Source organism: Sphingopyxis sp. (assembly GCF_019459305.1).
In the GTDB taxonomy this organism is placed as follows: Bacteria; Pseudomonadota; Alphaproteobacteria; order Sphingomonadales; family Sphingomonadaceae; genus Sphingopyxis.
This window is the reverse complement of record NZ_JAIBES010000086.1, coordinates 17765-31642: the sequence shown is the minus strand read 5'-3', so window position 1 is coordinate 31642 and position 13878 is coordinate 17765. Positions and strand designations below refer to the sequence as shown.

Here is a 13878-nt window from a genome sequence, read left to right as displayed (position 1 = left end):
TTTTTAACCCCCCAAATTGGGCTTTGTGGGGGGGGGTGTGGGCTTTAAATCCAAATGCCCCCGGGGCCCGGTCCTTAACCCAATATGGGGCCGGTTGTTTTGGCCCGGCGCGGCTTCGACAATGGTTCCATTGGGAACCATCGCCCCCCCGCCCGTTCCGAAAAGCCGTGGGTCGCAGAAAGCTACCGGCCGGGTGAAGTTCACAAATTCGTTTTCCGTTGGAGAGCCTCTCCAAAGGAGGTGGACGCAACTATGAAGAAGTTGGGGCATAGAAAATTGTACAAACCCGACAAGGAATAGCGTCAAAATGTTGTTTTTCGTCGTTAATGCTCGTTAGAGGGAGATTGATGTCCGAACGCAGCGCGCCCGAGCCTGAACCGACCGACGTCCGAATCGCGACCCGGTTCTTTGCGGTGTCGCCGGCGCTGCGTCCCTATCTCAGCACCATCTATCTGACCGAAGTGTCGGTCCCGGCGGGCAGTCGCGTCGACGACTATCTCCATCCCGAATGGGCAAACCTGCGCTTTATCGAAGGCGAGCTGCCGCTGGCGTCCCTTGGCGGCGCCCCGGCGGTTGCGACGCCGCGCTTCGTGGCCACCGGCCCGACCAGCACCGCAAGCTATTTCGCCGCCGGCAATATGCGCGTGTGGGGGATCGGGATCGTGCCGATGGGCTGGGCGAAATTCATCCCGCTGGCCGCTGACGATCTGGCTGACCGCTTTTGCGACGCCGCGGCGCACCCCGCCTTTGCTGCTTTCGTCTCGCTCGGCGAAACATTGCGCGAGGTGAATGACGTCGATGCCGCCGCGGCGATGATCGACGCCCATTTCTGCGCTTTGCTGAGGGACGCACCGCCCGACGACCCCGCAATCCTCGCGGCGCACCGTGCGCTGGTTGACCATGACCTCGCGACCGTCGCCGACCTGTCGGCCAGGCTGGGGCTATCCGAACGCACGGTCGAGCGGCTCAGCCACCGCGCCTTCGGCTTTTCGCCGAAGCTGCTGCTGCGGCGCCAGCGTTTCCTGCGCTCACTGGCGCGCTTCATGCTCGACCCGTCGATGGCGTGGATCGATACGATTGATCACCATTATTACGACCAGGCACAGTTCACGCGCGACTTCACCAAATTCATGGGGATGAGCCCGCGCGAATATGCCGCGCGGCCCAAGCCGATCCTGGGCGCTGCCGCCAAAGCCCGCGCCGCCGCCGCTGGCGCCGCGGTACAGGGGCTGCACAAGCCCGGGGGTTGACCCGCCAAGGGCTTGACCCATGCATCGCCTTCGGTGCAAGCGGCGGCGCGGGCGAAGCGCGGCCGCTGCAGGACAAGAAACGATGAGCGATATTCAGGCGATCCAGACCCGGCTGGTCGACGACATAGCGGCGGCGAGCGATCTCGACGCGCTCGAGGCGCTGCGCGTCGCGGCGCTGGGCAAGGCGGGCAGCATTACCGCACTGCTCAAGTCGCTGGGCGGCATGACGCCCGACGAGCGGCAGGTGCAGGGGCCGCAGATCCACACGCTGCGCGAAGCCGTGACCGCGGCGCTTGCCGACCGCAAATCCGCGCTCGACGCCGCGGCGCTCGACATCAAGCTCGCCGCCGAGGCGATCGATATGTCGCTGCCCGATGACGCCGCGCCGCGCGGCAGCGTCCATCCGGTCAGTCAGGTGATGGACGAACTTGCCGAGATCTTTGCCGACATGGGCTTTGCCGTTGCGACCGGCCCCGAGATCGAGGACGACTGGCGCAATTTCACCGCGCTCAACATTCCCGAGACGCATCCGGCGCGGGCGATGCATGATACATTCTATTTCCCCGACACGGACGCCGAGGGCCGAGCGATGCTGCTGCGCACCCATACCTCGCCGGTGCAGATCCGCACGATGATGTCGCAAGAACCGCCGATCCGGATCATCGCCCCCGGCCGCGTCTATCGCAGCGACAGCGACGCAACGCACACGCCGATGTTTCATCAGGTGGAAGGTCTCGTCATCGACCGCGGTATTCATATGGGGCATCTGAAGTGGACGCTCGAGACGTTCCTGAAGGCCTATTTCGAGCGCGACGACATCGTGCTGCGGCTGCGCCCGAGCTATTTCCCCTTCACCGAGCCCTCGGCGGAGGTCGATGTCGGGTATAAACAGGAAAAGGGTCGGCGCATCGTTGGCGGGCATGGCGACGATGATGGCCATGCCTGGATGGAGCTGCTCGGCAGCGGAATGGTCAACCGCCGCGTGATCGCGAACTGCGGGCTCGATCCCGACGAGTGGCAGGGCTTTGCCTTCGGGGTCGGGGTCGACCGGCTGGCGATGCTGAAATATGGCATGGACGATTTGCGCGCCTTCTTCGACGGCGATCTGCGCTGGCTCAGCCACTATGGATTCGGCGCGCTGAGTGTCCCGACGCTGAGCGGGGGGATTTCGGCATGAAGATCACCCTCGACTGGCTCAAAGAGCATCTGGAAACATCCGCGAGCGTCGACGACGTGGTCGCCACCCTCAACCGCATCGGCCACGAGGTCGAAGGCGTCGAGAACCCCGCCGACAAGCTCAAAGGCTTCCGCGTTGCCAAAGTGCTGACCGCCGAGAAACATCCTCAGGCTGACAAATTGCAGGTGCTGACCGTCGATACCGGCGACGGCGCCGCGCCGCTGACCGTGGTGTGCGGCGCCCCGAATGCGCGCGCGGGGCTGATCGGTGTGCTCGGGCTGCCCGGAGCGGTGGTGCCCGCGAACGGCATGGAGCTGAAGGTCGCCGCAGTGCGCGGGGTCGAATCAAACGGCATGATGTGCTCGTCGCGCGAGCTGGAGCTGGGCGACGATCATGACGGGATCATCGAACTGCCCGAGAACGCGCCCGTGGGGACCAGCTTTGCCGATTACAGCGGCGCGGGTGACCCGGTGATCGACATTTCGATCACCCCGAACCGGCAGGATTGCATGGGCGTGCGCGGGATTGCGCGCGACCTCGCCGCTGCGGGCCTTGGCACGCTGAAGCCGCTCGACGTCCCGACGATCATCGGCGAGGGTGAGCCCGCGACCGAGATCCGGACGGACGATGTCGAAGGCTGCCCCGCCTTTTACGGCCGCACGATCGGCGGCGTCACCAACGGCACCGCGCCCGAATGGATGCGTCGCCGCCTCGAAGCGGTCGGGCAGCGCTCGATCTCGGCGCTCGTCGACATCAGCAATTATGTGATGTTCGACCTGGGCCGCCCCAGTCATATCTATGACCGCGTCAAGCTGACCGGTCCGCTTGTCGCCCGCCGCGCCAACGTGGGCGAAACGGTCACCGCGCTCAACGGCAAGGATTATACGCTCACCGACACGATGACGGTGATCGCAGACGAGGTCGGCGTCCACGACATCGCCGGAATCATGGGCGGCGAGCATTCGGGTTGCAGCGAGACGACGAGCGACGTGCTGATCGAGGTCGCCTATTTCACCCCCGAACGCATCGCGCTGACCGGGCAGGCGCTGGCGCTGACCAGCGACGCGCGCAGCCGTTTTGAGCGCGGGGTCGATCCGGCGTTTCTGGACGACGCGGCCGCGATCGTCACTGCGCATGTGCTGGCGATCTGCGGCGGCACCCCCTCTGCAGTCACCCGCGCCGGGGCGCCGCCCGCCGAGGTGAAGACGGTCGATTACGATCCCACGCTGTCGGCGACGCTGGGCGGCATCGCGATCGCGCCCGAGCGGCAGCGGGAGATTTTGGCTGCGCTGGGGTTCACCGTCATCGAACAGGGTAGCCGCTGGCAGGTCGCCGTGCCGAGCTGGCGCCGCGACATCGATGGCGCCCCCGATCTGGTCGAGGAAGTCACGCGCATCACCGGCTTCGACGCGATCGCATCGGTGCCGCTGCCGCGCAGCGACGGCGTGGCCAAACCGACCGCGACCGTCGAACAGCTGCTCGAGCGCCGTATGCGCCGCTCCGCGGCAGCGGCGGGTTTCCACGAAGCGGTGACCTGGTCATTCATCAGCGACCGCGATGCGGCGCCCTTCGGCGGTGGCGCCTGGTCACTCGCCAATCCGATCAGCGAAGATCTGAAGGTCATGCGCCCGTCGCTCCTCCCCGGCCTGCTCGCCGCGGCGCAGCGCAACCAGAACCGCGGCGCCGACAGCATTCGCCTGTTCGAAATCGGGCGGCGTTACCTGTCCGATGCCGAGCATCCGACGCTGGCCGTGCTGATGGCCGGCGACAAGCGCGCGCGCGGGTGGCAGGCGGGCAAGGCCGCGCCGTTCGACGCGTTCGACGCCAAGGCCGCGGCGCTGGCATTGCTCGACGCTGCGGGCGCGCCCGCCGACCGCTTGCAGGTGATGGACGCGGTGAGCGAGGGCAGCATCTGGCATCCCGGCCAGTCGGCGACGCTGAGGCTCGGCCCCAAGGCTGTGCTCGCCGAATTCGGCGCGCTCCACCCGCTGCTGACCCGCCATTTCGATGTCGACGGCCCGGTGATGGCGGTGCAGATTTTCCTGGATGCGATCCCGGCAAAGCGCGCCAGCGGCCCCGCGCGCGCGGCCTTCACCCCGCCCGCGCTGCAATCGGTGCGCCGCGACTTCGCGTTCCTGGCCCCGGCCAGCCTGACGGCCGCCGAGCTGGTGCGCGCGATCCGCGGCGCCGACAAGGCGAGCATCGTGGATGCCCGTTTGTTCGACCGCTTCACCGGCCAGAGCGTGCCCGAGGGGCAGGTGAGCTTGGCGGTCGAGGTCGAGTTGCAGCCGGCCGAGAAGAGCTTCACCGACGCCGAGCTGAAGGCGATTGCCGACAAGGTTGTCGCGGCGGCGGTGAAGGTTGGGGCGGTGCTGCGGGGGTGACGCTCGCTTGGGCAGCCGGTCAACCATGAAGTTCACGGCCCAAATCGAGCTGCGGGGTATCAACCCCTATGTGATGGTCAGCGAAGCGCGGGCGCAGCAGATTCGGCCTGATTGGAAACGGCCAATTCCGGTGATGGTGCAGGTGAACGGTCAGCCCGAACCGCCCGCGCGCGTCAATATGATGCCCGCGGGGGACGGCAGCTTCCTGCTCTATCTCAACGGTCCGATCCGCAAGGCGTCAGCCACCACGGTTGGCGACACCGTCGAAGTGAGCGTGGCGTTCGACGACAGTTATCGCGGCGGTCCCGAGCACGCGATGCCGGCCGAATTTGCCGCGCGCCTTGACGCCAACCCGGTCGCCAAGGCGCGATGGGACCAGTTGTCGCCAAGCCTGCAGAAAGAGATGCTGCGCTATTTCGCCCGGCTGAAGTCCGACGAGGCCTGCACCCGCAATATCGAGCAAGCGCTCAACGTGCTGAACGGCGCGAAGGACCGTTTCATGGCGCGCGCCTGGAACTGACCGGTCGGCCCGACGCCGATGCCTTGGGCGCAGCAGTCGGCTCTGACGTTTTCGCTCCGCGCGCGCTCCAATCGACAGCCGAACTTCGATCACACTGTCGGGATGGTCCCGCCGTCGATCACATATTCGGTCCCGGTTATCGACGCGGCGCGGTCCGATACGAGGAAGGCGATCAGGTTGGCGACGTCTTCGGGCTTTGCGGGGCGGCTCAGCGGGATGCCGCCGAGCGAGGCCATGATCATCGCCTTGCCGCCTGCATAATTGGTCCCCGCCTCGCGCGCGACGCGTTCGGCGAGCTGCACCGAGGCTTCGGTCTCGATCCAGCCCGGGGCGACGCGGACGACGCGCACGCCCTGAGGCGCGACCTCTTTCGACAAGGCCTTGCTGTAGGTCGACAGCGCCGCCTTGGCCGCGGCATAACCGGTCGTCGCTTCGGGCAATGGCAACAGGCGCTGGATCGACGAGACATGGACGACGACGCCCGACCTCTGCGCGGTCATCGCGGGGACGAGCGCACGGTCGAGCCGGACGGCGGGAAACAGGTTGAGCGCAAGTTCGCGCTCCCAATGCGCGTCGGTGAGCGCGGCAAAGCCGCCGCCCGGGGCCGCCGAGCCGCCGAGCATATGGACGAGAATGTCGATGCCCCCCAACCGGTCGAGCGCGGCGGCGGAGACGCGCTCGCAACCTTCGGCTGTCGTCAGATCGGCAGCGATGAACATGGCATCGGGTCTTTCATCGGGCGCGTTGCGGGCGACGGTGAACACCGCCGCGCCGAGTTCGCGGAGCAAATCGGCGGTTGCCTTGCCCGCGCCCTTCGTCCCCGATGTGACGAGCGCGCGCTTGCCGACGAGCGACAGAAAGCTGGTCATGGCAAAATCTCCAGCTCGGAGATGCGATCTTCCGCCAGCGCGAAATGATAGGTGAGGGTTGCCGGGCTGGTCGGGAAATTGCCGGTCACCGTTGCCCGAACGCTGATTCTGCGGCCTTCGGTTTTGATCTCAAACGGCGCCGCCTGATGCGCAAATTTCTGTTTGGCGTCGCGCCACCAGGCATCGATGTCCGCATGGCCGCGGTACGAACGACCCTCGTCCTTCACGAGCGCGTTGGGGGCGAAGGCGGTCATCAGGGCGGCGTCGTCGTCGCGCTGGTCGGCGTCGAAATAGATTTGAATGGGATGGGGTAGTTGCATGGCGAGTCTCCGATCTTTGGCTTGCTTCCGATGTAAGGCCGCGGCATAATCCGGATAAGTAGGCCAATGTTGTATGTTTTGATGAAGATTACGGGATAATGACGCGTCTTGCGCTCCGCGATTTCGACGCAGTGCTCGCCGTCGCCCGGCGCGGATCGTTTCGACAGGCGGCGATCGACCTGGGCCTGTCAACAACCGCGCTCAGCCACATGATCGCGCGGATCGAGACTGAGCTGGGCGTCCGCCTGTTCAACCGGACGACGCGCAGCGTTGCACCGACCGACGCGGGACATATCTTTGTCGACCGGATAGGCCCGTCGCTTCTCGATGTTCGCGAGGCGATCGAGATCGTCCGCGCGCGCGGCGAGACGCCATCGGGCACGCTGCGGATCAATGCCCCGCCGTTCGCCGCGCGCTCCGCGCTGGCGGCGCTGATCCTCGAATATGCGCGCCGTTATCCGGGCGTGCATGTCGATGTGGTGACCGACGGACGGCTGGTCGATATTGTCGCGGAAGGGTTCGACCTGGGGGTGCGGGTCGCGTCGCTGGTTCCCACCGACATGATCGCGCTGTCGCTCGGCGAGGCGCAGCGGTTTGCCGTCGTCGCGTCGCCCGACTATCTTGCCGCGCATGCGCCGCCGCGTGTTCCCACCGACCTCACCACCCACGCGTGCATCCGCGTGCGCCTGCCTGATGGTTCGCTCTATCGCTGGTATTTCGAGAAAGGCGCCGAGACGGCGCAGGTCGAGGTGCGTGGCCCAATGACGATCGACGATGTAACGATCGCGCGCGCTGCGGTGGTTGCGGGCGTGGGGATCGGCTTCTTCTTTGAACAGGATGTTGTTGCCGACATCGACGCGGGACGGCTCGTCCGTCTGCTCGATGACTGGACCCCGCCGTTTCCGGGTCTCGCGCTCTATTATCCGGGCCGCCGTCATCCATCGGCCGCGCTGGCGGCGTTCCTGGCGCTCGCCCGCGAGCTGCGGCGCAAGGTCTAAGCCGCCACCGCTTCCTCGCTCTGGCTCGTCGCCGCCTCCAGCAGGCGTTTTTCCAGCGACTTCACGCGCGCGGCGCTGTCGATCTTGTCGCCGATGAGGTCGGTGACATAGAAGGTGTCGACCGCGCGTTCGCCATAGGTGGCGACGTGGGCGCTGTGGACGGTCACCTTGGACTGAAACAGCGCATAGGCGAGCTGGTTGAGCAGCGCGGGGCGGTCCTGCGCATTGACCTCGATCACGGTGAAGCGGTTTGATGCCTTGTTGTCGACGAAGACATTGGGGGCAATGCGGAAGGCTTCGGCGCGGGTGCGCGGCAGCGCGCGGGCTTCGAGTTTGGGGAGCAGTTTGTGGCGGTTGGCAAGCGCGTCCTCGATCGCGCGGGTCAGCCGGCCGATCTGCCCCGGCTCATCGAACGGGCGGCCGATCGGATCCTGCACAAGGAAATTGTCGAGCGCGAGGCCGTCGCGGGTGGTGTGGATTCGCGCGTCGATGATGTTGCCGCCGGCGAGGTGGATGCCGCCCGCGATACGATAGAACAGCCCGGGATGGTCGGCGGCAAGCACCATCACCAGCGTCGCGCCGCGATCATCGTCGGGGACCGCGGCGATGTGCAGCGGCGAATCGCCAGCCTGCCGGATATGGACGAGGTTGGCGGCGATGACCTCGACCGGTTCAGCGATCCAATAGCTTTCGGGCAGGCGCTTTGCGACCTTGTCGAAAGTCTTTTGGTCGAAGCCGAATTGCGCCGCCACCGCCTCTTTCTTGCTGGCGATGCGTTGTTCGCGACCCTTTTGCTTGTGGCCGAGGCGCAGCACTTCTTCGGCGGCGTCATAGAGTTCGGTGAGCAATTGGCGTTTCCAGCTGTTCCAAACTCCGGGGCCGACGGCGCGGATGTCGACGACGGTGAGGACCAGGAGCAGGCGGAGGCGTTCGGGACTTTGCACCATCTGCGCGAAGTCGAGGATCGTCTTGAAATCGGCGAGGTCGCGTTTGAACGCGGTCGCCGACATCAGCAGGTGGTAGCGCACGAGCCACGAGACGGTCTCGGTCTCCGCGTCGCTGAGCCCCAGCCGCGGGCAGACGCGCAGCGCCAGTTCGGCGCCGAGCACGCTATGGTCGCCGCCGCGCCCCTTAGCGATGTCGTGCAGCAGCACCGCGACATAGACGACGCGGCGCGAATGGATCTGGTCCATGATCGCGGTCGATAGCGGGTGGTCTTCCTTGAGCCGTCCCTGTTCGATGTCGGCGAGCAGGCCGATGGCGCGGATCGTGTGTTCGTCGACGGTATAGTGATGATACATGTCGAACTGCATCTGCGCGACGACGCGGCCGAAATCGGGGACGAAGCGGCCGAACACACCAGCCTCGTTCATCCAGCGCAGCACCGTTTCGGGATCGCGTGGGGATGTCAGCATGTCGAGGAACAGCGCGTTCGCGCGCGCATTGCGGCGCACCCCCTGCGTCTCGATCAGCTTCGCCTCGTGGCGCGCCTGGCGCATCGCCTGTGGATGGATTTCGAGCCCGTGCTTGTCGGCCAGCGCGAAGATTTCGATGAGGCGCACGGGATCCTGCTGAAAGAAATCGTCGCTGGGCAGAGCCAGCCGCCCGCGGTCGAGGACGAAGCCGTTGAGCTTGCCCGGACGCCGCCGGATCGTCGGCAGGAAACGCCGCCCACGCGCAGCCATCTGGTCGTCGAGATGCGCGAGGAAGGTGCCGGTGACGTCGCCGACACTTTTGGCGTGGAGGAAATAGAGCTGCATGAAGCGCTCGACCGCGCTTTTGCCGGGGCGTTCGGCGAATTGCATGCGTGCGGCGATCTCGCGCTGGACGTCGAAGGTCAGCCGGTCCTCGGCGCGCCCCGCGATCGTGTGGAGGTGACAGCGGACGGCGAGAAGAAAATTTTCGGCGCGGGCAAATTGGCGCAGCTCGCGGACCGACAGCAGCCCGGCGTCGACCAGCTCGGGGACGGTGCGGACGCGGTGGATGAACTTGCCGATCCAGAACAGGGTGTGCAGGTCGCGCAGACCGCCCTTGCCCTCCTTCACATTCGGTTCGACGACGTAACGTGAATCGCCCATGCGCTTGTGCCGCTCGTCGCGCTCGGCGAGCTTGTCGGCGACAAAGGCGCGCGCATTGCCCGCGACGACCTCGGCATCGAAACGCGCCGATGCCTGATCATAAAGTTCGCGGTCGCCCCAGATGAAGCGGCCTTCAAGCAAGGCGGTGCGGATAGTGAGATCATCCTTGGCGGCGCGAACCATCTCGTCGACCGAACGACTGGAATGGCCGACTTTCAGCCCCAGATCCCACAGCGTATAAAGCTGCGCCTCGATCACGCTTTCGGTCCAGCTCGTCTGCTTGAACGGGGTGAGGAAGCCGATGTCGATGTCGCTGTGCGGCGCCATTTCGCCGCGGCCATAGCCGCCGACCGCGATCAGCGTGAGCCGCTCGCCCGACGATTTATTGCCCGAGGGGTAGAGGTGGCCGACGGTGAAATCATGGCTGAGGCGGACGATCTGGTCGATCAGGAAGGCGGTGGCGCTGGCGGCGAGGCGGCCCGACGACGGATGCGCGAGCAGCCGCCGTTCGATTTCGGCGCGCCCGTCGTCGAGCGCCGCCTTGAGCAACGCGACCATCGCGCGGCGGCGCGCGGCGGAATCCTGCGTCTCGGCGGCGATGGCGTCGAGCCGGTCGGCGAGGGCGCGGCGATCGATGATCGCGCGGCGCTGCTCGAGCTTGTCGAAGATCTCGCTCATGCTTCGTCCGCCAGCAGGTGTTTGAGCGCATAGAGCGCGTCGAGTGCCTCGCGCGGGGCAAGCGCGTCAGGGTCGATTTGGGCCAGCGCGTCGCGCAGCGCATCGTGTTTTTCGGCTGGCACAGCGGCGAGGGTGGCGGCGAACAGCGGCAGGTCGTCGAGCCCCGCGGCGAGGCCGCCGGTTTTCTCGCGCCCGGCTTCGAGCTTTGCCAGCACCGCTTCGGCGCGCTTGACGACCCCCGCGGGAACCCCGGCGAGGCGCGCGACCGCGAGGCCGTAGCTGCGGTCGGCGGGGCCATCGGCGAGTTCGTGGAGCAGCACCAGGTCGCCCTGCCACTCGCGCGCGCGGACATGGTGGAGCGACAGCGCGCCCAGCGTTTCAGCGAGCCGCGTCAGTTCGTGATAATGGGTCGCGAACAGGCAGCGGCACCTGTTCACCTCATGCACCGCCTCGACCACCGACCAGGCGAGCGCGAGTCCGTCATAGGTCGAGGTGCCGCGCCCGACCTCGTCGAGGATGACGAAGCTTTGCGGGGTCGCCTGGGCGAGGATGGCGGCGGTTTCGACCATTTCGACCATGAAGGTCGAGCGCCCGCGCGCCAGATTGTCGCTGGCGCCGACGCGGCTGAACAATTTGTCGACGAGGCCGAGCTTTGCCGAGGCAGCGGGGACGAACCCGCCCGCTTGCGCGAGCACCACGATCAGCGCGTTCTGGCGCAGAAAGGTCGACTTGCCGCCCATGTTTGGGCCGGTCACGAGCCAGAGCCGGTCGGCTTCAGATAGCGACAAATCATTAGGGACGAAGCGCTCGCCCGCTTTCGCGAGCGCGGCCTCGACCACGGGATGGCGGCCGCCGACGACGTCGAGGCACGGCGTTTCGGCGAGGTCTGGGCGGCACCAATTGTGGCTCATCGCATGGTCAGCGAGTGCGGCAGCAACGTCGATCCGCGCCAGCACGTCGCAGCTCGCGGCGATCGCTTCGCGGCGCGCGGTTGCGGCTTCGGTGAGCGATTCGAGATGCGCGGCTTCGGCGGCGACGGCGTGGATTCCCGCCTGCGTCACCCGGCTCGCCGCTTCGTGGAGGTCGGACGAGTTGAAGCGTACGACGCCCGCGAGCGTCTGGCGGTGGGTGAAACCCGATTCGGGCGCCATCAGCGTGTCGGCATGTTTGGCGGGGACTTCGACATGATAGCCGAGGACGCCATTGTGGCGGATCTTGAGCGAGGCGATGCCGGTGCGGTCGCGGTAGCCTGCTTCGAGCAGCGCGATGGCTTTGCGCCCATCGCGCGCCGTTTCGCGCAAGGCGTCGAGGGCGTGATCGTAACCCTCGGCGATATAGCCGCCTTGCGCGGCATCGACCGGGGGCGTCTCGATCAGCGCCCGAGTGAGCTCGTCAACCAGCGTGCCGTGGCCGTCGAGCGCAGGCAGCAGGCGAGCGAGCAATGGCGGCAGATCAGGGCGATGCGCGAGGCGCTCGCGCAAGAGCCGCGCGCCGCCGAGCGCGTCGCGCAGCTGCGCCAGATCGCGCGGTCCGCCGCGACCCGCGACGAGGCGGCCGAGCGCGCGTCCCGCGTCGGGCAGCGCGCGCAGCGCGGCGCGAAGTTCGCCGCGCCACAGCGCATCGCGCGCAAGGCCATCGACAAGATCGAGCCGGTCGAGGATCGCCGCCTTGTCGGTGAGCGGGCTGGCGAGATCGTCGGCGAGCAGCCGCGCCCCCGCTGCGGTGACGGTGCGGTCGATCGTGCCGAGCAGGCTGCCGTCGCGCGTGCCAGCCATGGTGCGGACGAGTTCGAGGCTTTCGCGCGTCGCGGCGTCGATCGCCATGCGCCCCGACGCCAGGTGGCGCACCGGCGGCTGGAGAAAGGGCGGCGCGCGGGTGCCTACATGGTCGATATAGGCAACCAGCGCCCCCATTGCGGCGATTTCGCCGCGCGAAAAGGCGCCAAAGCCGTCGAGCGTCTTTACGCCGAAGAAGGCTTCGAGGCGCTTTTGCGCCGCGGTGCTCGAAAAGTCGGCTGGGGGACGCCGCACGAGTTGGCGTGCCGACGAAATCGGCAGCTCGCCCGCGCTCTCGCTAACGAGCAGTTCGGATGGCGCGAGCCGCGCCAGTTCGGCATCGACCGCCTCGGGCCGCACCGCGACCACCTCGAACCGTCCGGTCGAAATATCGGCCGCCGCAATCGCAACCTCACCCTCGCTGCCGACCTCGGCCATCGCGGCGAGGCGGTTGGCGCTGCGCCCTTCGAGCAGGCTTTCTTCGGTCAGCGTTCCGGCGGTGACGAAGCGGACGATCGCGCGCGCCACCAGCGCCTTCGACCCGCCGCGCGCCTTGGCTTCGGCGGGGGTTTCGACCTGCTCGGCGATCGCGACGCGGTGGCCGGCGCGGATCAGGCGGGCGAGATAGGATTCGGCGGCATGGACGGGCACCCCGCACATCGCCACCGGCTGACCCTCATGTTCGCCGCGCGACGTCAGCGCGATGTCGAGCGTCGCTGCCGCGGCTTTCGCATCGTCGAAGAACAGCTCGAAGAAGTCGCCCATGCGGTAGAACAGCAGGCAGTCGCCCGCCTGCGCCTTCAGCGCCCAATATTGCGCCATCATCGGCGTCGCGGCGGGGGCGGCGCTGTTGCTGTGGGCGGGTTTGGGAGCGGCGGCGGGCATCGGACCCTGCTTAGTGATTGGGGGCGGCATGGCAAGGTCGCGTGGGGGAATGGCGGCGGTGGGGTGGGGAGCCGCCACCGTCATTCGTCATCCCGGGCTTGACCCGGAATCCCGCTGCTTGCGGCGCTCGCGGACCTTGCGTGCAAAGCTGGACCCCGGATCAAGTCCTGGGTGACGAGAGTTCGCTGGCGACTTTTGGTTCCCTGACGACATTTCAATGCGATCGCGCCAACGAAAAAGGGCGGCCCCGTCGGGACCGCCCTTGTTTCTCGTCGCCTGGCTGAAAAACGTCAGGCTGCCTTGGGCAGCGCCGCTTTTGCCTGCGCGATGATGGTGGTGAACACCGTCGCTTCGTTCATCGCCAGGTCGGCCATGATTTTCCGGTCGAGATCGATCCCGGCCAGCTTCACGCCGTGCATGAACTGCGAATAGGTCAGGCCTTCGGCGCGAACCGCGGCGTTGATGCGCTGGATCCACAGGCCTCGGAAATTGCGCTTCTTAACCTTGCGGTCGCGATAGGCGTATTGGCCAGCCTTTTCGACCGCCTGCTTGGCGATACGAATGGTGTTCTTGCGACGGCCGTAAAAGCCCTTCGCCTGTTCCAATACGCGTTTGTGCTTGGCGCGCGTGGTGACGCCGCGTTTGATGCGTGACATGCCTTAGCGCTCCTTACTTCAGGCCGTAGGGCGCCCAGAGGCGCACATGGGCCACATCCGAATCGCTCAGCACGCTGGTGCCGCGGTTGGTGCGGATATACTTCGAATTGTGCGAAATCAGGCGGTGACGCTTGCCGGCAACGCCGTGCTTCACTTTGCCCGAGGCGGTGAATTTGAAGCGTTTCTTCACACCGCTCTTGGTCTTCATTTTGGGCATTTTGGTCTCCTTTGGAAGTCCGTTTGCGTATCGGCCTGGCAGCCCTTTCAGCCAGCCGACACAATCGGAAG

At 66.5% G+C, this 13878-nt stretch carries 11 protein-coding genes; 5 read left to right on the top strand and 6 right to left on the bottom strand.

Translation table 11 applies throughout. From position 1 onward, the window contains the following. Positions 1-347 precede the first annotated feature (347 nt). From K0M74_RS10295 to K0M74_RS10280, 4 genes are all read left to right on the top strand, one after another. Positions 348-1250: an AraC family transcriptional regulator gene (locus K0M74_RS10295; protein WP_293971500.1), complete on the top strand. Its 903-nt coding sequence runs from the start codon at positions 348-350 to the stop codon at positions 1248-1250. A gap of 82 nt (positions 1251-1332) precedes the next feature. Next, a complete protein-coding gene (gene pheS, locus K0M74_RS10290; protein ID WP_293971497.1) occupies positions 1333-2427 on the top strand; it encodes a phenylalanine--tRNA ligase subunit alpha in 1095 nt (364 codons plus the stop codon). After that, entirely contained in the window at positions 2424-4811 is a 2388-nt protein-coding gene (pheT, locus tag K0M74_RS10285; RefSeq protein WP_293971494.1) for a phenylalanine--tRNA ligase subunit beta, read from the top strand. Before pheS ends, pheT begins: the two co-directional genes overlap by 4 nt. A 25-nt stretch (positions 4812-4836) precedes the next feature. Beyond that, on the top strand, positions 4837-5331 hold the full coding sequence (locus K0M74_RS10280; protein ID WP_293971491.1) for a YdeI/OmpD-associated family protein: 495 nt from the start codon (positions 4837-4839) through the stop codon (positions 5329-5331). A gap of 89 nt (positions 5332-5420) precedes the next feature. Here K0M74_RS10280 and K0M74_RS10275 read toward each other — a convergent pair whose 3' ends face one another. Beyond that, the gene (locus K0M74_RS10275) at positions 5421-6200 is read right to left on the bottom strand and encodes an SDR family oxidoreductase (RefSeq protein ID WP_293971488.1); all 780 of its coding nucleotides are present in this window, start codon (positions 6198-6200) and stop codon (positions 5421-5423) included. Then, on the bottom strand, positions 6197-6520 hold the full coding sequence (locus tag K0M74_RS10270) for a nuclear transport factor 2 family protein (protein ID WP_293971485.1): 324 nt from the start codon (positions 6518-6520) through the stop codon (positions 6197-6199). Before K0M74_RS10270 ends, K0M74_RS10275 begins: the two co-directional genes overlap by 4 nt. Before the next feature lie 98 nt (positions 6521-6618). Between K0M74_RS10270 and K0M74_RS10265 the strand changes: the two genes are divergently transcribed. Continuing rightward, positions 6619-7518, top strand: coding sequence for a LysR substrate-binding domain-containing protein (locus K0M74_RS10265; RefSeq protein ID WP_293971481.1), 900 nt, complete (start codon positions 6619-6621; stop codon positions 7516-7518). Here the strand turns inward: K0M74_RS10265 and K0M74_RS10260 are convergent. The 4 genes from K0M74_RS10260 to rpmI all read right to left on the bottom strand — a co-directional run bounded on the left by K0M74_RS10260 (position 7515) and on the right by rpmI (position 13807). Continuing rightward, positions 7515-10274 carry a [protein-PII] uridylyltransferase gene (locus K0M74_RS10260; RefSeq protein WP_293971478.1) on the bottom strand — a complete coding sequence of 920 codons (2760 nt, stop codon included), beginning with the start codon at positions 10272-10274 and terminating at the stop codon, positions 7515-7517. The genes K0M74_RS10265 and K0M74_RS10260 overlap by 4 nt on opposite strands. Beyond that, positions 10271-12934, bottom strand: coding sequence for a DNA mismatch repair protein MutS (gene mutS, locus K0M74_RS10255; RefSeq protein ID WP_293971475.1), 2664 nt, complete (start codon positions 12932-12934; stop codon positions 10271-10273). The genes K0M74_RS10260 and mutS overlap by 4 nt, the downstream gene beginning before the upstream one ends. A gap of 290 nt (positions 12935-13224) precedes the next feature. Next, entirely contained in the window at positions 13225-13590 is a 366-nt protein-coding gene (rplT, locus tag K0M74_RS10250) for a 50S ribosomal protein L20 (protein ID WP_088439782.1), read from the bottom strand. A gap of 13 nt (positions 13591-13603) precedes the next feature. Further along, positions 13604-13807: a 50S ribosomal protein L35 gene (rpmI, locus tag K0M74_RS10245; protein WP_088439780.1), complete on the bottom strand. Its 204-nt coding sequence runs from the start codon at positions 13805-13807 to the stop codon at positions 13604-13606. Positions 13808-13878 lie beyond the last annotated feature (71 nt).